Below are 19,235 nucleotides of genomic sequence, written 5' to 3'. Positions count from 1 at the left end.
AATGCGATCCGCACCGTTTATCGTCGATGCCGACGTCCACAATGCGATCGGGAGGCCCGAGGACCTGCTGCCCTATTTGCCGAAAGCATGGCATCAGCAATGGCTGGAAAGCGGGATCGGCGTGCATGGCCAGTATTATTCGCCCGTAGGCGTGCTGCGCCAAGACGCCCGGCCGGGCGACGGTGGGCTTCCCGGGAGCGATCCTCATTTTGTTCTGCAGCATTACATGGAACCGTTCGGCATCGACTATGCGATACTGACCGGCGGGGGAGAGCAAGGCCTCTCCCTTCACGCCGATCCGGACTTTGCGAATGCCGTGGCCGCCGCCTTCAACGATTGGCTCGCGGACCGTTGGCTCGGCGTCAGTCCGAAATTCAAAGGTTCGATTCAGATCAACCACTCCGATCCGGCCGAAGCGGCCAAAGAGATCGACAGAATGGGGGCGCATCCGGGCATGGTGCAGATCGTGATGGGAAGCGGGGCGCGCATGCCGTACGGCAACCGCTTCTACCATCCAATCTACGAAGCGGCGGAACGGAATGGCCTGCCGGTCGCGATTCATCCGGGGACCGAAGGGAAGGGGATCGCCGGCCCGCCGACGCCTGCTGGATACCCGACCCGGTATATGGAATGGCATAATATTTTGCCGGCGAATTTCATGACCCATATCAACAGCCTCGTATGCGAAGGGGTGTTCGAAAAATATCCGAAGCTCAAATTCGTAGCGATCGAAGGCGGCATAGGCTGGCTGCCCCATTTGATGTGGCGCATGGACAAAAACTACAAAGCGCTGCGCGATACCGCGCCGTGGCTCAAACGGCTCCCCTCGGAGTATATCGTGGAGCATGTGCGGCTCACGACGCAGCCGATCGAGGAACCGCGGATGCCGGAGCATCTGCTGCAAATCTTCCAGATGATGCATGCCGAACAGATCGCCATGTTTTCGTCCGATTACCCGCATTGGGACTTCGACAATCCGAAGGTCGTGTTCCGGGGCCTTCCCCAGAAGCTGAAAGAGCGTATTCTCGGATATAACGCCGCGGAGCTGTACGGCTTTCCGATCCCGGCGGAGCATAAGGGGGCGGATCGCGCATGAGAGTGAAAGTCGCGGAGCCGGATGCGCTCCCTAGCGGGGGCAAGCTGATCGTGAACGTGAAGGGGATGGAAATCGGCTTGTTTCGGATCGGAGACGGCTACTATGCGTGGCTTAACGTTTGTCCGCATGCGGCGGCGCCGGTCTGCGCGGGTCCGATTCGGGGAACCCGTCTCCCTTCGGGCGTATACGATTACCGTTACGGGATGGAGGAACAAGTGCTTCGCTGCCCGTGGCACGGCTGGGAGTTCGACCTGAAAAGCGGCCGCCACCTGGCGGCCGGCAGCGATGCCAAACTGCGGGGTTATCCGGTGGAAACCGACGATTCCGGGGTGTATATTGTGTTGGGCGACCGAAAAAAAAGCTAGGTTCGCGGCTGCGCCGGCTCCATCAGCCCTTAAAGGTTCTGATAAAGGGGACGATGCAGACGAAGTTATGATGCAGGCAAAAACGGCTGAGGGGATGCACCTGAAGCCGTTTTTTGGTTTCTAGCCGGGACACATCGGTGCGATCGCAGACGCAGTTAAGTTTTCTTTAAGCTGGCGGTGCTACCATCATGTTCATTCAAGGGAAGGGAGAAGAGAAGGCATGAACAAGGTGGCTAGGAACGTATTGATCATCTGCGGCTGCGTCGTCGTGATCGGAGCGGGAGGGACTTATGTTGTTCAGAAAAGCGCGGCCACGCCGAGGACGGAAACGGCGACGATTACATACGAAGTCAAGAAAGGGGATCTTTCCAAGACGGTGACCTCTTCGGGCAATGTGGAAGCCTCGGATTCGGTCAATCTGGCCTTCAGCGGAAAATCCAAAGTGACCAAAGTGCACGTGAGCCCCGGCGATAAGGTGTCCAAGGGCCAGCTGCTTGCCGAGATGGATGCCACGGCGCTGCAAAACGCGCTGCTGTCCGCGCAGGCGAATTACGAAAGCGCGGCCGCCAAGCTGAAAAGCCTGCAGGAAGGAACGGACGCGGATACGATTGCGAACCAGAAATACGAGGTTTCCAAAGCCAAGGCGGATTTGGAAAATGCGCAAAGCGAACTGGCGGAGGCCAAAAAGCAGGCCGATCCGACGTATATCCGGCAGCAGCTGGACAAGGCAAAAAAGACGGTGGAGATCGCCCAGGCAAAGCTGGATCTGGCGAAACAGGGACCGGATCAGTCGCAGGTCCTGTTCGCCCAAGTGGCGCTGGAAAACGCCCAAAACGCGTACAAGCAGGCAGCTTCCCGGCAAAGCGGAGCGGATGCTTCCCAGTCGTCGGTCAAAACGGCGGAGAGCAAAGTCGAAAGCGCAAAACGGGCCTACGATCAGGCTGTGCAGCAGTTGAACAAACTGCAAAAAGGGCCGGAGGAAAGCGAGCTGGCCATGGCAAAAGCGAGCGTGGCGCAGGCGGAGGCGAACGTAAACGACGCCAAGGCGAATCTGACGGGGGCCAAAATTTTCGCTCCGTTTAACGGTGTCGTGTCCGCGGTCAATATCAAAGCGGGCGAGTATCCTTCCGGGGATGCGGCTACGGCTACGGCGATTTCGATGTTTTCGACCGAAGGCAATTACAAAATTTCCGCCTCCATCGACGATACCGACATTACCGACGTCAAAGTCGGGCAAGAGGTGCGAATTACGTTCGACGCGTTGACGGGCGTGGCGTTAAAAGGGAAGGTCACGAACAAGGCCGTTCTAGGCGAAGTCCAAAGCAGCGGGCTGGTCACGTTCCCGGTAACCGTCGAAATCACACCGGGCCAGGACAACGCCGATAAGCTTATTCCCGGTCTCAGCGCTACGGTGGCGATCGTTACCGACGGGAAAAAGGACGTGCTGACCGTTCCGGATGCGGCGATCAAGTCGTTCGGCGGCAAAAAAATCGTCATGGTTGAAACGGGCGGCAAAACGGAGCAAAAGGAAATCACGACTGGGCTGGACGACGGCGCAAGCTCGGAGGTCGTCTCCGGCCTCTCGGAAGGCGACAAGGTAACGATCACGATGACGACGTCTTCCTCTGCCAAATCCAACGCTTTAATGATGCAAGGCAGATTCGGCGGTTTTGGCGGGTTCGGCGGCGAAACGGGCGGAGGAAGGCAGCAGTTCCAGCAGTCGGGCCGGAGCGGCGGCTCGCGTCCAGCCGGTTCCGGCGGAGGTGGCGGCCAATGATCAAGTTTGAGCATGTCGATAAAATCTACGCCGCCGGCGAGATGAAGGTCCATGCGTTAAAAGGCGTGTCGCTGCAAATCGAGCCGCGCGAATTCGTGTCCATCATGGGCCCGTCGGGGTCCGGGAAATCCACGATGATGAATGTCATCGGCTGTTTGGATAAACCAGGCTCCGGCACGTATACGTTGGACGGCGTCGATATCGGTTCGGCTTCGGCCAAGCAGCTGGCGGCGATCCGTAATCAAAAAATCGGCTTCGTTTTTCAAAATTTCAACCTCCTCAAGCGGACCTCGGCGGTCGAAAACGTGGAACTGCCGCTGTTGTACGCCGGGAAAAACAAAAAGGAGCGGCGCGAACGGGCGGAATATTGTCTGGAGCTGGTGGGCCTGAAGGATCGGATGCGCCATAAGCCGAACGAGCTGTCCGGCGGGCAGCAGCAGCGGGTTGCCATCGCCCGGGCGCTCTCGAACGAACCTGCCATTATTTTGGCCGACGAACCGACGGGCAACCTGGATACGGCATCCTCCGAGGAAATCATGGACATATTCAAGCGGTTGAACGACAGCGGCAACACGATCGTCCTCGTGACGCACGAGCCGGAAATCGCGGCGCATACGAAACGAATCATCTGGTTCCGGGACGGGCGAATCGAATCCGACCGGCTGAACGTGGAGCGTGTGTCCGGATGAAAATGGGAGAATTGTTCAAGCTTTCTTTTCGAAGTTTGCAAAGCAACCTGCTCCGTTCCTTTTTGACGGTGCTCGGCATGATGATCGGGGTTGCGACCGTCATCGCCATGATTTCGATCGGGCAGGGAACCAACGCACAGGTGGCAAGCCAAATCCAAAGCTTGGGCTCCAACCTGATCACGATAACCGCCTCCTCGGCCGGATCATCCGGCAGCGGGGGATCGGGGAGCGGTATGCTGAAGCTGACGGACGCCGACCCGCTCTCCCGAATCGATACGGTCCAATACGTAGCGCCCGTCACGCAGGCAAGCGCTCAGTTCAAAAACGGAAAAAATGTTACGTCAACCAGCGTGATCGGAACGACCCCGAGCTACGCGGACATCAAATCCTGGGAAACGGATATCGGCCGCTTTTTTACGGAGGACGAAGTCACGGATAAAGCCAAGGTGGTCGTTTTGGGGGCCACGATGGCCGAAAACCTGTTCGGAAAGGCGGGTTTTGACGCGATCGGCAGCATCGTCAACATCAACAACGTCCCGTTTCGCGTCATCGGCGTGCTGAAAACGAAAGGTTCGTCCGGCTCCTTAGACCAGGACGATACGGCCATCGCGCCGATTTCGACCGTGCAGTCCCGCTTCATGTCCGGCAGTTCCAGAAACGGCCTTCGTCAAATTTTGGTGGAAGCCAAATCTCCGGATGCGATGCAAAGCACGATCGCGCTGATCGAATACACGATGCGCCAGAGCCATAAGCTGGGAAGCGCGGAAGATGACTTTAAGGTTCAGAGCCAGGAAGACGTCTTGTCCTCGGCCGAAAGCGTGACGAAGACGCTGACGCTGTTTCTGGGCGGCATCGCGGCCATCTCGCTGCTTGTCGGCGGGATCGGCATCATGAACATCATGCTGGTGTCCGTTACGGAGCGTACCCGGGAGATCGGAACCCGCAAAGCCATCGGGGCGCGGGAAGGCACGATTTTGTCCCAGTTTCTCGTCGAATCCGTCACGCTTGCCGTTCTCGGCGGCATCGCCGGCGTTTTGCTCGGCTTCGGCGGTTCCAAGCTGGTCGGCCATTTCATGAGCATCCAAACCGCGGTATCGCTTAACTCCGTGCTGCTGGCGGTCATTTTTTCGGGCTGCATCGGCATGGTCTTCGGGGTGTTCCCGGCAAGAAAAGCGGCCAAGCTGGACCCGATCGAAGCGCTGAGATACGAATGAATACGGAAAAAGAGCCCGTTAATCGGGCTCTTTTTCTTCTTTGACCGTTACCGCAGGTTTGTTCCACAGGATGACATGTTTCGTCTTGCTGAGTTTCTCGTAAAAAAGTTGGGGATCTTTTCGAAACAGGCGGATGAGGACGTGGATAAAAAACCAGGCGTCCATGACGAAGACGACCATGCCGAGGATGAGCCGGCCGACGTCCGGCACATTGTCGAGCGAACCCGCCAGCAGGCGGTTAAGCCCGAAAAATACCCAGTAAAGCAGACCGTAACGTTTGAGGAGCGCCGCGAGCGTAATGGGTTCTCCCATGTTCGTCAGCTTGATGCGGACCAGCCATTTTCCCGGAGTCACGCCATGCGTCAGCCATGGAACCAGAATGAAATAAATCCCCGTGGCCACCCAAAACGCCGCCTTGACATGAAGAACGAAACAGATCGCCATCAATATCGGCCAGATGACCGAATCGATCAAAAACGCGACGGCACGGCGGGTGTATGTGACTCTTTTGGCGGATAAATCCACGTTTTCATCGAGTTTTTCGATCCTTGGCAGGAGCCCGGACAACCATTCGGCCGCCACATACCCGCAAATGCCGCCAAGGGTGTTCATGATGAGATCATCGACGTCGAATACGCGGTATGCATGGTCATATATTCCGTATATACCCGTCAGCTGGGTCACCTCGAAAAAGAGGGAGAGCAGGAACGAAAACAGGATGGACCGGATCCAGCCCGTACGGAAGTAATAACGGAGCACCATCCCGAATGGCACCGTCAGAATGATGTTGAAGACGACCTGCAGGAACGCCCGTTCCTTCAGCAAATGCCAGTAAGTGGAGGGAGCCGATCCGATGACCGACGTCTCTTTTAGAATATCGAAAATGAAGTTCAGCGGCACTAGCTGCATGGCTCCCGATGCCAGCGCGGGGTTATGCCGCGACAACGGCAGCGGAAGGATCACAAGAAACAACGCATTCATTAAGTAAAGCAAAAACAGGTACAATACAAACGCCCGTACTTTATTGATATAACCGTATTTGCGGTATTGCACGATCAGGAACGGAAGCGTGAACAACAACGCCGCAAACGGAAAAGACATAAAGGCGTAAGAAATGGGAAACAGATAGGATTGAAGCACACGATCACCGCCAATGTTTAATCAAGGCCGCCGTGGAAAGACAGCCGGTAATGATCATAACATAATCGGGCCTTCTTCTCGATTAAATTAAGTTTAAATTTTCCTGCAGCCATCTTTAAATGCTTTAATTATTATTCACAAAAACGCAAAATCGTTTATACTGGACTATACGTTTAATTAAATTCATCGTCATTCATGTATGAGTGCATCAGGAGGATATGGATGGGACAACCTGAAGGATCGTTGCAGAAAAAACTAAAGCCTAGACATATCAGTTTTATGGCTATGGGCGGCGTCATCGGAACAGGCATTTTTAAAGGCAGCGCGGAAACGATCGGGCTGGCGGGACCGGGCGTCATCGTCACGTACGTGTTTGCCGGGCTGCTGCTGCTGGTTGTGATGGCGGCGATGGCCGAAATGGCCACGGTATACAAGGGCAGGAATATGAAGGATTTCGTGAGGGAAGCATTCGGCGAAAAGGTGTCCTTCATTTTGGGATGGATGTACTGCTTTATGTGGCTTTCGGTTTGCGTTATCGAAATCATTGCCGCGGGCAGTTTCTTGCAGTATTGGCTGCCGGGGGTGCCGTTATGGGTGCTGAGCCTGGCTTCCGCGGCATTGATCATCCTGATCAATATGCTGAGCGTAGGGACGCTCGGGGAATTCGAATTTTGGCTGGCGGGCATCAAAATCGCCATGATCATCGTATTTATCGTGCTGGGCACTTGCCTCATTTTCGGGATCATTCCAAGCGGCAACACGCCGTATTTGAGCAATTTTGCCGGTGCCGGCGGCTTTTTCCCCGGGGGCTGGACGTCCGTTTTCTCGGCGATGCTGGTCGTCATGTTCTCCTACGGCGGTTCTGAGCTGATCGGCTTGACGCTCACCGAGACGGAAAACGCCGAGCGCATTTTGCCCAAGGTCGTCGGCAATTTCATTTTAAGGATCATTTTGTTTTTTACGCTGCCGATCCTCGTCATTTGCGGCATGATTCCGTGGAACGAGGTCGGGCAGGAAAGCAGCCCGTTCGTGCAGGTGCTGTCGGCGACGGGGCTTGCGGGCGCGGCTCACATAATGAATTTCATTCTGGTCACGGCGGTGCTGTCGGCTGCGAACTCCGGCATTTACGGCGCGTCGCGGATGCTGTATTCGATGGCTGCGGCCGGGGAGGCGCCGAAGGCGTTGTCCAAAACGAACCGCAAGGGAAGTCCGGTCAACACGCTGCTGTTATGCGCGGTCATCCTGCTTGCGGGCGCCATGCTTGGCTTTTTCGCGCAGGATCAGCTGTTCAGGGTGCTCATGGCCGTGCCGGGATTCGTCGTATTGCTGGTATGGATTTGCATTGCGCTGTCGCAAATGAAGCTGCGCAAAAGGTATCCGGTGAAACCGTCGTTTAAGGTGTGGGGATACCCGTATGTTACCGGAATCGCCGCGTTATGTTTGGCGGTCATCGCCGTATTTTTTGTGGTGGACCGGCAAAACCGTTTAAGCATCGGGATTTGTCTTGCCGTTCTGCTGCTGCTGATCGTTTGGTCCTTTGCCAAGTTTCGCGGAAAACGGCCAGAAGGGAAGGCGAGTTAGGACAACCCGGACAACACAAAGCAAGACCGACCGTTCCTTGGAGAGGAAACGGCCGGTCTTTTTTTCGTTTGAATGTGATGTGATCCATCTTGGCGATCAGGCTGGAAATCAAAAATACTAAAAAAATGATTATATCTGTAATTTTCATGTGAGATTAAAGTTAGATATGTAATCCAATAAACGGGCCCGACTTTGCTCATGGCCGGTTTGAACCCGGTAATCTGAAAGCGATTCCATGCTGGGATTGCAAAAAACGGTTGGCCGTTGATGAACGGTCAACCGTTTCTTTTTCCGGGCTGCAAGCTTCCGCGTACGAGGTCCCCTTAATTTAAGCTCAATTGCCAAGAAACCCCGAAACGGTCCTGAACCCAAGCGAATTTTTGGGCAAACGGATAGGCCGCAAGCGGCATCAGGACGGCACCGCCCTCGGATAGCTTGGCGAAGGTTTCGTCGATTTCCTCTTCGGACTCGCAGTCGACGAACAGCGAAATCGCGGGCGTAAACGTAAAGGCGTGGTGGACGCTGCTGTCGATGCACAGGATGGTTTGTCCTTTAACGGAAAAGGCCGCCTGCATGACCGACCCTTCCGTCCCCGATTCGTTGGGCCCGTAACGCGTCACGCGCAGGATTTCGGCCGGGCTGAATACCGAAACGTAAAAATTCATCGCCTCTTTGGCCTGCCCTTCAAACATTAAAAACGGCGTTACTTTCGGTTCCATCGTTTTTCGCTCCTTTAAAGTATGTTACAATCACTTACGGGACGATCCTGGCATTGCCGGGCAAGCTGGACTGATATTTTTTTAGGCTACATTCTACCGGATTGGACCCCGGAGGGACAAGCAGCCTCTAAAGCGGGAATTCACGCGATAGAACAGCAGCCCCTGCAGGATCGATAACCCACTGAAACCCGGATGCCTTGATCCAAAACATAAAAAAAGGAGGCTGCCGTGTTATGGCGACAGTCCGCGAGCTGTTGACGGAAGCGGATTTTCGGGAGGCCGAAGAAAAGAGGCTGCCGATCCGCGTATTCCGCGACGACCATTTGATCGACTCCTTGACGTATATCATCCGATTTACCGAAAGCACCGTCATTACCCAGTCGGATGTCAGCGACGTGACATACCATTCCCGCGGGGAATGCCAATTTTTTGAGATCCGCAAATCATGAACCGAAAGCAAAAGCATGACAACGCATGAAAAGGGGCGTACACTCGAATCGTTCCGTGCGTTTGATGTTTTTCGGCCCGGTCAACGGGGGAAAACGGCAAAAAAGAGCTTCAGACCTCGTCTGAAGCTCTTTTTTATTTTATCGCAACGCGTTGCGTTTAAGTCGCTTTTAAATAATCGAGAATCATGGCTTTCAGGATTTCGAGCTGCTTTACCGGTTCGATATTCGATTCGAGCATCGGAATGCTGCTCTGCAGCGACAATTTTTTGGCAAACTGGCCAAACGCGTTCGTAACGGTCGCAATCGTCTCCTCCAAAGGCACGTCGGCCCGGAGGGAACCGTCGTTGATGCCGTCTTTTAGAATTTGGGACAACGACGTTTGAATGCGGCCGACGGCGGCGTGGTACGCAGGTAAATCCTCGAGCGGCTCGCGGGATTGGGCGGCGTAGCTTTCGAACGCTTCAATCAATTTGGTGTTTTCGCTATGTTCTTCGCCGATAAACCCGATGAATACGTCGAGCATTTGCTCCAGGCGCTCATAGCAAGTGCCGGGCCGACGGAGGATTTCCTCGAACGTTTCGGTCTGCGATTCGATGATTTTGATTGCAACGGCGACGATCAGTTTGTCTTTTTTCGGAAAGTGACGGAACACCGTCGCGACCCCCATATGGGCTTCCGTTGCGACATCCTGCATCGTCGCTTTGTCGAGGCCTTTCCGGTTGAACACCTTTTGGGCTGCTTCCAGCATGAGCGCTACCCGCTGCTGCTTGGCTTCCGTACGTTCCCGGTCCCATCTGGTTTTTGAATTCAAATTGTCCACGTTCCTTCCAAACGGTTCGTTTTTTTGTTTCGTGATCATAACAAATGGCCGGAGGGCTGTCAACCGGATCAAGCGGGAAAAGTCCGCGCCGCCTGCAGGATGAAACGGTTGTCATTCGCCTGCGACAGGCGTATAATGATCGGTGTAATGATAGTTACACTATCACATAGATACTTTAACTATCATCACTTGATTTTATTCTATATTCTAAATCCTAAAGGAGTCGATCCTTATGTCTGAAAACCATCAAGTTGTTGTCATTACCGGTGCGGGAAGCGGAATAGGCCGCGCGACAAGTTTGAAATTCGCCGCAGGCGGCGCCAAGGTCGTGCTTGTCGACTTTAACCGGGAAACGGGCGAAGAAACGTTGAAGCTCGTGAAAGAGCAAGGCGGAGAAGGCATCTTCGTGCAGGCTAACGTCGCAAACAGCGAGGACGTCCAAAACTATGTGAACAAAGCCGTGGAAACCTACGGACGCGTCGACGTCTTTTTTAACAATGCCGGCGTCCTGCAAAAATTCTCCTTGTTTGCGGATATCGAGGACTCCGAGTTTGACCGGATTTTCTCCGTCAATGTCAAAGGGGTTTTCCTCGGCATGAAATATATGCTGAAAGTGATGGAAAAGCAGGGACACGGCGTCATCATCAACACCGCTTCGACCGCGGGACTGCGGAGCGAGCACAGCCTTGCGGTGTATTCGGCAAGCAAGCATGCCGTCGTTGCGCTTACGAAATCCGCGGCGCTTGAATACGTGAAAAAAGGAATCCGCGTAAACGCGATCTGCCCCGGCGGCGTGGATACGTCCTTGACCCAAGCCGTTCCGTCCATGATGCAGGAATCCGGATACGTTCCTGAGGAACTGCCGAACATGCGAATCGGACGTTACGCCAATCCGGAGGAGCTGGCGGAAGTAGTTACGTTCCTCGCTTCGCCGAAAAACAGCTACATGACCGGCTCGATCGTTCCGGTCGATGGCGGATTGACGCTGTAATAACAACCGTTTTGAGGGCCTGTGCGAGGATGTTTCGCACGGGCCTGTTTTGCGTTTGGTGGGGGAATCAAACCGGAGGGACACCCCAATAATATTTGACAGATCAGTACAAAATAAGTATGCTAATACCACCAATATTTTCCGAAAGGAGTTTAGGCCAGATGAGCAAAAGCGGAAGACCGCGCGAGTTTAAGGATAACGCCGTGATCGACGCCGCGATGGAAGTGTTCTGGGACAACGGCTATGAAGCATGCTCGACCGAAGCGCTGTGCAATAAAACCGGCCTCGGCCGGGGAAGCCTGTACAATGCATTCGGCAGCAAACACGAGCTGTATGAACAGGCCCTTCGGAGATATCATGAGCTGGGAATCCAGGAGCAGATGGAAATTCTGGAGAGGGAGGTTCCGGTAAAAGATCGCTTGAGGGCATTATTGGAGTGGCAAATTCGGGGCGATTCCAGGGCCAACAACAGGGGATGCCTTTTGATTAATGCCGCTGCGGAGCGGGCCAAAACCGATCCGGCCGTCGAACGCATTTTCAAAAAACACGTCGACCTGCTGGAGAACGCGATCGAAAAAGCGATCATCCAAGGTCAGGAGGCGGGGGAAATTACGCAGAACCGTAAAGCTTCGGAACTGGCTGACATGTTTCTCAGCAGCCTATACGGTCTTGGCGTCATTTATCCCGCGACGTTGAACCGAAGCTTGGCGGAACGCATCATTGAAGGAACGTTATCGTCGCTAGTTTAGGCACGGCATGCGCTTTCCGGGTTTGGGAAGCGCGAACGCCGGCCGCGGCTGCGATGGAGCGGGCAAGAGGCGGATAGGCTGCTGCCCGAGGAACCTTTTTTTGATTAATTTTGTACTGATATGTACAAAATTGTCTTCTGATTTTGCAGAACATCCCTTTTGAACGAAGGGACGCTTTTTTAGCCTTAGTTTTGTACTGTTCATTACAATATTGAAAATCCGGGAGTGATGTTTATGCCATTGGCTATTTACGTACTGGGACTGATGATTTTTTCCATGACGACGTCCGAATTTATGGTCGCGGGGATTATGCCCTCGCTTGCTTCGGATTTCGGGGTATCGATCGCGGCGATCGGTTATCTGATTTCCGCTTATGCCGCCGGGATGATCGTCGGGGGACCGCTGCTGACGATCGGGCTTCTCAAGCTTCCGCGAAAAACCGCATTCATGAGCCTGGCGTTCATTTTTCTTGCCGGCCAGACCTTGGGCGCATTGGCTCCGAACTATGAGCTGATGATGGCGGCAAGGATCATCACGGGCATTGCCTCTTCGGCCTGCTTCGGGGTTGCCATCGAAATTGCTTTGACGCTTGTCCGGCCGGAATCCAGCGGCCGCGCGGCTTCGATCGTGCTCGGCGGCTTGATGGTCGCCACGGCCGTGGGCCTGCCGATCGCAATGCTGTTCGATCAATATTTCGGCTGGCGCTCCAGCTTTTGGGCGGTCGCCATACTCGTATTGCTGTCCGGAATCATGGCGCAGCGTCTCATTCCGGCATCGCCTGCGGTCGGGTCAGTGAGCCTCCGCGGCGAAATGGCCGCCTTTAAAAACCGGCACCTGTGGGCCGCTTATTTGACGAGCATGCTGATTATCGGCGCCACTTTTGCCGCTTTCAGTTATTTTTCGCCGATCCTGACCGACGTGACCGGTTTCGATGCGAAGCTCGTTCCGCTTCTTCTCGGCATTTATGGCGTGGCGACGGTGGTCGGCAACCTGATCACGGGGCGGCTTGCTGACCGCTTCATGATGCCGATCCTGACGATCGGACTTACGGTCCTTGCCGCGGCGCTGATCATCTTCGGCTTGTTTGCGGGCAATCCGGCCGTCGCGATGACAGCCGTGATCGTCATTGGCCTTGCCGGAGTGCCCATGAACCCTGCCATGGTGACGCGGGTATCGCGGACGTCCAACAGCGGCTCCCTGGTGAGCACGGTCCACGTTTCCATCGTCAACTTCGGCATCGTGGTCGGATCGACGTTCGGCGGGCTCGCCATTGACCAAGGTTTCGGCCTGTCTTCTCCGCTCTGGGTAGGGGTCGTATTGGGGATTCTCGGGCTCTTGTCCCTTGTGCCGTATCTCTTGAAGGAACGCGAACCGAACACCCGGATGCAAAAAAGCGGGCAAACCTGCGCATAAGGCATCCATGGAATCAAAATCGGCAGGCCGGGCATGAAAGCCCCGGCCTGTTTTTAATTAACCGCATTCCCGATCCGTTCGATGAAACCGCGAAGCGGGCTCGAAATCCACTTTTTGGGATGCAAGGCCAGCAGCAAAGTTAACCGGAGATCGGGATGCGCAAACGGGAGGCTGACCAGTTCCCCGCGGCCGATTTCGGCTGCGGCAGCCATCCTCGGCAGGAGCGATATGCCTGAGCCGCTCATCACGCACCGTTTGATGGCCTCGGGATTGCCGAGTTCAAGGCCGATCGCATAGGGGATGCCGTTTTTCTTTAAAATGTTTTCGAGCATGATCCGGTAATTGCAGCTCTCCTCAGGCATGATCCACTCGGCGCCCGCCACATGCTCCAACTCGATTTGCTTCATCCTACAAAGGGGATGCCCCGGGCTTGCCAGCAGCACGAGGGGTTCGTCGCGGATCGTTTGCCATGCCAATGACGGATCGGAAGGCTCGCCGTCCAGGATCAGGCCGAGATCCAGTTCGCCTTCTTTGACTTGCTTGAGAATATGCGTCTCGCGGCCGGTCTGCAGCCGGACGGACAGCCCTTCGTAGCGCACCCGGATTTCCTGCAGGAAAGGGGGGAGGAAATAGGCGGCCAGCGAATCGATGGTGCCGATGGAGAGGGTGCCCCCGCTTTGATTGCCCAGCCTTTCTTTGGATTGTTGGTGGAGATCCAGCATTTGGACCGTGAACCGCAGCAGTTCTTCCCCCGCGGAAGTGAGGCGCAACCCTTTGCCGAAGCGCTCGAAAAGCTGGACGCCGTAGGCTTTCTCCAGTTTTTGAATTTGCGTCGTGACGCTGGACTGCGCGTATCCAAGTTCCTCGGCCGCCCGGGTAAAGCTTTGGCGGAGGGCGACCTCGCGAAACGTGTTCAGGTAAGTGAGATCCATCCATTTCAACTCCATCAATAATATTGATAATACTCATCGATTATTATAGATAACACCGATGGTAATTCCTATGGTAAATTGGATGACAAACCGATAGGAGGTCATTCTGATGTTGAAAAGAGAAGATTTGCGGGGCGTTTTCGTGCCCGTCGTTACGCCGTTTACGCAAGGCGGGGAGCTCGATTTGGCTTCTTACCAAAACTATGCCGGGCAGCTGGCAGAGCAGGATCTTGCGGGACTGATCGTGAACGGAACGACGGGGGAAGCCCCGACGGTCCGGTGGGAAGAGGTGCGGCAGCTGGCGGAAGCGACGCAGTCGCTTTTGAAAAATAAAAAAAGGGCGGTGCCCGTCGTCATCGGAACCGGAACCAACGATACGGCATCGACCGTCGAACGAACCGAAAGCGCGGCGAACATGGGCGCCGATGCGGTACTCGTTGTCGTTCCTTATTACAGCAAACCGTCGCAGGAAGGGATCCTGGAGCATTTTCGGACCGTGGCCCGGGTCGGGGTGCCGGTCATTGCCTACGAAATTCCTTCCCGTACGGGGATCCGCCTCAGCATGGATACGGCCAGAGCCATCATGGAGTTGGACGGGGTCATCGGCATCAAGGACAGTTCCGACAGCCTGGAGCTGATCGGGGAACTGACGAGGCATAACGCCGGCCCGGTCCTTTGCGGGGACGACCTGCATTATTTCGCCAAACTGGCACTCGGGGCAGGCGGGGGAATATTGGCCTCCGCGAACGTAAACACGCAGCGTTTCATCGATGTATATAACCTGGTGCAAAAGGGGGAGATCCTTGCGGCCAAACAAACCTTCGACGCCCTGATCCCTTTGGTCCAAGGCCTTTTCCGGGAACCGAACCCCGCTCCGCTCAAGTGGTTGTTGGCAAGCTTGGGCCAAATCGCCACGGATCGCCTCCGGCTGCCGCTGATGCCGATTTCCGAGCAGCTGAAAAACGAACTCGAGCCATGGCTGCATTACCTATAATCCGAACATTCCCTTATAATATATAGATAAGACACCGCAGGAAAAAAACAAGGCCGGCGGGCGATGCGAACGAAGGGGATTTGGAATTGGCGGCACAAAGAGAGGAAATATTGCAGCGGTTATACAAGCAAATCCAGGCGGATGAGTATATCATCGGCGTGGCGGCAGGGGCAGGCATCTCGGCCAAATACGCCGTCAAAGGCGGAGCGGATCTCATTTTGGCGCTGAATTCGGGGCGTTTCAGACAGATGGGGCTCGGCTCCGTCGCCGGCTTTTTGCCTTTTGCGAGCAGCAACGACATGGTCATGGAATTCGGGTCGCGGGAAATTTTATCCGTAGTGGGAGAAACGCCGGTCATTTTCGGCCTGTGCGCGACGGACCCGACGATGGAAACGGAAGCTTTTTTGAAACGGATTAAGGAGAGCGGCTTTGCGGGCATCATCAACTACCCGACCGTAGGCTTGATCGACGGGAAGTTCCGCGAAGCGCTGGAGGAAGAGGGCATGACGTATCTGCAGGAGGTGGAAGCCGTCAGGTTGGCGCACGAGCTGCGGCTTTTTACGATGGCTTTCGTTTTTGACGCGGAGCAGGCATCGCTGATGCTGAAGGCTGGCGCCGATTGCATCTGCGCTCATTTGGGGGTCACCGGAGGCGGGAGGATGGGCACGAAAAGAGTGCTGTCCCTGGAAAAGGGGGCCGAGCTCGCCCGGCAAATTTTCGCCGTTTGCGACGCTTCGGGAAAGCGGCCGGTCAAGCTCGTCTACGGCGGTCCCGTTCATGCTCCCATCGATGTTCAATATATGTACGACAATACGTCGGCGATGGGGTATGTCGGCGGGTCCAGCTTCGAGCGGATTCCGACGGAAGAAGCGATCGTGGAAACGACGCACCGCTTTAAGCTGACCGGGCAGCTGGAGCAGGACAAGCAGCTGATGGACAGGCTGTCGCATGCGGGCGAACCGTACGACTATGTCGCTTTTGTCAAAGAATACGTCGCGGAGCATTACATGAACAATATTTCGCTCACCGAGCTGGCGGAACGGATTCACGTATCGCGGACCCATTTGAGCGCTTTGTTCAATAAGGATGTCGGCTGCAGCTTTCCGGAATACATCGCGAAATACCGCATCCATAAGGCGCAGGAAGTGATCAAGCATACCAGGCTGCCGCTTTCGCGGATCGCCGAAACGGTAGGATATCCGGACTACGTCCATTTCAGCAAAACGTTCAAAAAATATACGGGCATGACTCCTCAAGCCTACCGCCGACAAACATAAGACAAATATACATAAAGATCGTACATGGATACGATCCTTTTTTGATGAAAGCGCTGTATCCTTAACTTGTAAGGGTATGAACGGCAGCCCGATCCGGGTAGCCGCCTGAGGCTCAAGTGAAGGAGGTTGTTTTCATGAAAACGATTGCGATTGCCGGAACGTTCGATTCGAAAGGCGAAGAGTTTTTGTACGTGAAATCGGTCATTGAAAACCTTGGCTTAACAACGTTTACGATCCACTGCGGCGTATTCGAGCCGATGTTTACGCCCGACGTGTCCAACATCGAAGTGGCGCAGGCGGCTGGAGCGGACATCCGGGAGATTGCCGCAAGGAAGGACCGGTCCGCCGGGACGGAGACGCTCGCCAGGGGAATGGAACGGATAGTTCCGCAGCTTTATGCGGAAGGGAAATTCGACGGCATCCTGTCGTTCGGCGGCACCGGCGGCACGTCCATCGTTACCGCAGGCATGAGGGAGTTGCCGATCGGCGTTCCGAAGCTGATGGTTTCGACCGTCGCCTCCGGCCACACCGAGCCGTATGTGGGCACCAGCGACATCGTCATGTTTCCGTCGATCGTGGACGTGTCCGGGCTGAACTCTTTTTCGACCATGATCTTTGCGAACGCGGCGCATGCCATCGCGGGCATGGTGCAGTTCGAATCGGCTCCGCCGCGGGATAAAAAGCAGCTGGTCGCGGCGACGATGTTCGGGGTGACGACCCCATGCGTTAATTATGCCAGAGAATATTTGGAGCAGCAGGGCTACGAAGTGCTTGTTTTCCACGCGACGGGTACCGGCGGCAAAACGATGGAAAGCCTGATCGAAGGCGGCTTCATCGACGGCGTCCTGGACCTGACCACGACCGAATGGTGCGACGAGCTTGTCGGCGGGGTGCTTGCCGCCGGACCGCATCGCCTTGAAGCGGCAGGCCGCTGCCAAGTGCCCCAGGTCGTATCGACTGGCGCGCTCGACATGGTCAACTTCGGGCCGTACGATACCGTGCCGGCTGCGTTCAAAAACCGCAATTTGTACAAACATAATCCATCGGTAACCTTAATGCGGACGACCGTGGAGGAAAACCGGAAGCTTGGCGAAGTGATCGCGGAGAAATTAAACCGGGCGCAGGGGCCGACGGCGCTCATGCTTCCGCTGAAGGGCGTGTCCATGCTTGACGTGGAAGGGCAGCCGTTCCATGGAACGCAAGAGGACGAATTGCTGTTTGACACGTTAAGACAGCGGATTGACCGCCAAACGGTAGAGCTGATCGAGCTCGACACCGACATCAACGACAAAGCTTTTGCCGTGGCGGCGGCGAAGAAATTGATCGAACTGATGAAAAAAGCGAACCGGACAACCACCTGAAACAAACGCGATATGGAGGAGGAAACATACGATGAAAACCAGAACTGAAATTTTGAAAAAATTAAAAGCGGAGGTTGCTGCAGGCAACGTGCTGTTGGGCGCAGGAGCGGGAACGGGCATTTCGGCGAAAAGCGCCGAAGCAGGCGGCGTGGATCTCATCATCATTTATAACTCCGGCCGCTACCGCATGGCGGGACGGGGTTCACTTGCCGGACTGATGGCTTACGGGGATGCGAACCAAATCGTCGTGGACATGGGGAATGAAGTGCTGCCGGTCGTCAAAGAAACGCCGGTGCTGGCGGGCGTCTGCGGAACCGATCCGTTCCGGATCATGGATATTTTCTTGAAACAGCTGAAAGAACAAGGTTTTGCAGGCGTGCAAAACTTCCCGACGGTCGGTCTGATCGACGGCGTGTTCCGGGCCAACCTTGAGGAAACCGGTATGGGGTACGACCTGGAGGTCGACATGATCCGCAAAGCGCATGAACTGGATCTGCTGACCACGCCATACGTGTTTGACGAGGAACAAGCGAAAAAAATGGCCGAGGCCGGAGCGGATATTTTGGTTGCGCATATGGGATTGACGACGAAAGGAACCATCGGCGCGAAAACGGCGCTTACTTTGGACGATTGCGTCGAAAAAATCCAGGCGATTTGCGACGCGGGCAAGGCGGTTAATCCGGACATCATGGTCCTGTGCCATGGCGGCCCGATTGCCGAACCGGAAGACGCGGAATACGTGCTGTCCCGGACAAAAGGCGTCGAGGGATTTTTCGGAGCGTCGAGCATCGAACGTTTTGCGACGGAGGTGGGCATCAAGCAGCAGACCGAAGCGTTCAAGAGCATTTTGAAATAAGACGCCCGGACTGAAATCCCCGCAGAAAACATACAACTCATCAAGCCTTAGCCGTTGCCATGCCCCAAGGAATCGATTCCAAGAGGATGGAGCGGCCGAGGCTTATTTGATTTCACGCGGCGTCTACAAGCCCGCAAAGTTCGTACGTACATGATGGCGGGTTGTCGCCGTTTTGCGGAGAGACCGCAAGGATTACGGGAGACAGCGTCGAAAAAGAGATATGCAATGACCGAGTTGCAACAACGAAAATGTAGGGAGGCAAATGGATCATGACATGGGTAGAGAAGTATATTGAGGAATGGCTCCGGCATCGTTTGGTGCTTCAAGAAATGGTTGCATTGGTTCCCGATGAACACATCGGCTTTAAACCTTGGGAGAATGCCATATCAATGGGTTCTTTAATCACACATATCGTCACTGCAACGGACATGTTCGTAAAAACGGTCAAAAACGGCACGTTTACTCCACCGGCAAAAATCAATCCATGCGAAACGATGGAAGAAATCGGAAACATCGTCCGGGAATTGACGGAAGTGACCCGTAGAGATTTGAATTCGATCCAGGATGAACAGTTGGAAAAAGAACTCGAGTTTAACGGTTATATCGGTACCGGAAGATTATGGCTGGAAACAGCAAAGGACCACGAAATCCACCATAAAGGTCAATTGTTTACGTATGCAAGGATGGTTGGAGTTGAAAAGCTGCCGTTTATGATGATACAACCTCCAAAAAAATAATAAATGATTTAAAAGAGGCTGCAGCCGGACATCCAGCTGCAGCGCTGTTTTTTGATCGAGTCCCTTGTTTTATGA

19 protein-coding genes are annotated in these 19,235 nt (G+C 54.9%); 15 read left to right on the top strand and 4 right to left on the bottom strand.

The window, feature by feature from the left end:
* Position 1 precedes the first annotated feature (1 nt).
* The 5 genes from AC27KL_RS11295 to AC27KL_RS11275 all read left to right on the top strand — a co-directional run bounded on the left by AC27KL_RS11295 (position 2) and on the right by AC27KL_RS11275 (position 5,141).
* Complete coding sequence (locus AC27KL_RS11295; protein WP_487169729.1) at positions 2-1,096, top strand: amidohydrolase family protein; 1,095 nt, start codon at positions 2-4, stop codon at positions 1,094-1,096.
* Positions 1,093-1,461 (top strand): Rieske (2Fe-2S) protein, encoded by a 369-nt coding sequence (locus AC27KL_RS11290; RefSeq protein WP_212947710.1) that lies wholly within the window; start codon positions 1,093-1,095, stop codon positions 1,459-1,461. The genes AC27KL_RS11295 and AC27KL_RS11290 overlap by 4 nt, the downstream gene beginning before the upstream one ends.
* Positions 1,462-1,681: 220 nt before the next feature.
* The gene (locus AC27KL_RS11285; RefSeq protein WP_487169728.1) at positions 1,682-3,238 is read left to right on the top strand and encodes an efflux RND transporter periplasmic adaptor subunit; all 1,557 of its coding nucleotides are present in this window, start codon (positions 1,682-1,684) and stop codon (positions 3,236-3,238) included.
* The gene (locus AC27KL_RS11280) at positions 3,235-3,927 is read left to right on the top strand and encodes an ABC transporter ATP-binding protein (protein ID WP_487169727.1); all 693 of its coding nucleotides are present in this window, start codon (positions 3,235-3,237) and stop codon (positions 3,925-3,927) included. Before AC27KL_RS11285 ends, AC27KL_RS11280 begins: the two co-directional genes overlap by 4 nt.
* Complete coding sequence (locus AC27KL_RS11275; protein WP_487169726.1) at positions 3,924-5,141, top strand: ABC transporter permease; 1,218 nt, start codon at positions 3,924-3,926, stop codon at positions 5,139-5,141. The genes AC27KL_RS11280 and AC27KL_RS11275 overlap by 4 nt, the downstream gene beginning before the upstream one ends.
* A gap of 18 nt (positions 5,142-5,159) precedes the next feature.
* Here AC27KL_RS11275 and AC27KL_RS11270 read toward each other — a convergent pair whose 3' ends face one another.
* On the bottom strand, positions 5,160-6,281 hold the full coding sequence (locus tag AC27KL_RS11270; protein ID WP_487169725.1) for a VanZ family protein: 1,122 nt from the start codon (positions 6,279-6,281) through the stop codon (positions 5,160-5,162).
* Between the two features lie 222 nt (positions 6,282-6,503).
* On the opposite strand from AC27KL_RS11270, the gene AC27KL_RS11265 reads away from it, so the two are divergent.
* Positions 6,504-7,862, top strand: a complete 1,359-nt coding sequence (locus AC27KL_RS11265) for an amino acid permease (protein ID WP_487169724.1) — start codon at positions 6,504-6,506, stop codon at positions 7,860-7,862.
* Between the two features lie 323 nt (positions 7,863-8,185).
* Here the strand turns inward: AC27KL_RS11265 and AC27KL_RS11260 are convergent, their stop codons facing one another.
* Complete coding sequence (locus tag AC27KL_RS11260; protein WP_487169723.1) at positions 8,186-8,581, bottom strand: VOC family protein; 396 nt, start codon at positions 8,579-8,581, stop codon at positions 8,186-8,188.
* Positions 8,582-8,814: 233 nt separating this feature from the next.
* Between AC27KL_RS11260 and AC27KL_RS11255 the strand changes: the two genes are divergently transcribed.
* Complete coding sequence (locus tag AC27KL_RS11255; protein WP_487169722.1) at positions 8,815-9,030, top strand: hypothetical protein; 216 nt, start codon at positions 8,815-8,817, stop codon at positions 9,028-9,030.
* Positions 9,031-9,187: 157 nt separating this feature from the next.
* On the opposite strand, the gene AC27KL_RS11250 is transcribed toward AC27KL_RS11255, so the two are convergent.
* Entirely contained in the window at positions 9,188-9,850 is a 663-nt protein-coding gene (locus AC27KL_RS11250) for a TetR/AcrR family transcriptional regulator (RefSeq protein WP_246536610.1), read from the bottom strand.
* Positions 9,851-10,082: 232 nt separating this feature from the next.
* Here AC27KL_RS11250 and AC27KL_RS11245 point away from each other — a divergent pair, with 232 nt between their 5' ends.
* The 3 genes from AC27KL_RS11245 (at position 10,083) to AC27KL_RS11235 (ending at position 13,003) form a co-directional block, all read left to right on the top strand.
* Positions 10,083-10,841, top strand: a complete 759-nt coding sequence (locus AC27KL_RS11245) for an SDR family NAD(P)-dependent oxidoreductase (RefSeq protein ID WP_487169721.1) — start codon at positions 10,083-10,085, stop codon at positions 10,839-10,841.
* A 161-nt stretch (positions 10,842-11,002) separates the two neighbouring features.
* Entirely contained in the window at positions 11,003-11,590 is a 588-nt protein-coding gene (locus tag AC27KL_RS11240) for a TetR/AcrR family transcriptional regulator (RefSeq protein ID WP_487169720.1), read from the top strand.
* 234 nt (positions 11,591-11,824) lie between these two features.
* The gene (locus AC27KL_RS11235; protein WP_487169719.1) at positions 11,825-13,003 is read left to right on the top strand and encodes an MFS transporter; all 1,179 of its coding nucleotides are present in this window, start codon (positions 11,825-11,827) and stop codon (positions 13,001-13,003) included.
* A gap of 53 nt (positions 13,004-13,056) precedes the next feature.
* Here the strand turns inward: AC27KL_RS11235 and AC27KL_RS11230 are convergent, their stop codons facing one another.
* Positions 13,057-13,935 carry a LysR family transcriptional regulator gene (locus tag AC27KL_RS11230; RefSeq protein WP_487169718.1) on the bottom strand — a complete coding sequence of 293 codons (879 nt, stop codon included), beginning with the start codon at positions 13,933-13,935 and terminating at the stop codon, positions 13,057-13,059.
* Positions 13,936-14,044: 109 nt separating this feature from the next.
* Here AC27KL_RS11230 and dapA point away from each other — a divergent pair, with 109 nt between their 5' ends.
* From dapA to AC27KL_RS11205, 5 genes are all read left to right on the top strand, one after another.
* On the top strand, positions 14,045-14,929 hold the full coding sequence (gene dapA / locus AC27KL_RS11225; protein WP_487169717.1) for a 4-hydroxy-tetrahydrodipicolinate synthase: 885 nt from the start codon (positions 14,045-14,047) through the stop codon (positions 14,927-14,929).
* Positions 14,930-15,015: 86 nt separating this feature from the next.
* On the top strand, positions 15,016-16,206 hold the full coding sequence (locus AC27KL_RS11220; RefSeq protein ID WP_487169716.1) for a phosphoenolpyruvate hydrolase family protein: 1,191 nt from the start codon (positions 15,016-15,018) through the stop codon (positions 16,204-16,206).
* A gap of 134 nt (positions 16,207-16,340) precedes the next feature.
* Positions 16,341-17,567, top strand: coding sequence for a Tm-1-like ATP-binding domain-containing protein (locus tag AC27KL_RS11215; protein WP_487169715.1), 1,227 nt, complete (start codon positions 16,341-16,343; stop codon positions 17,565-17,567).
* Between the two features lie 31 nt (positions 17,568-17,598).
* Complete coding sequence (locus AC27KL_RS11210) at positions 17,599-18,423, top strand: phosphoenolpyruvate hydrolase family protein (RefSeq protein ID WP_487169714.1); 825 nt, start codon at positions 17,599-17,601, stop codon at positions 18,421-18,423.
* 269 nt (positions 18,424-18,692) lie between these two features.
* The gene (locus AC27KL_RS11205; RefSeq protein ID WP_487169713.1) at positions 18,693-19,160 is read left to right on the top strand and encodes a DinB family protein; all 468 of its coding nucleotides are present in this window, start codon (positions 18,693-18,695) and stop codon (positions 19,158-19,160) included.
* The last annotated feature ends 75 nt before the right edge of the window (positions 19,161-19,235 follow it).

The organism is Paenibacillus sp. YAE3 (assembly GCF_057546105.1).
This window is presented reverse-complemented; position numbering and strand designations above follow the sequence as displayed.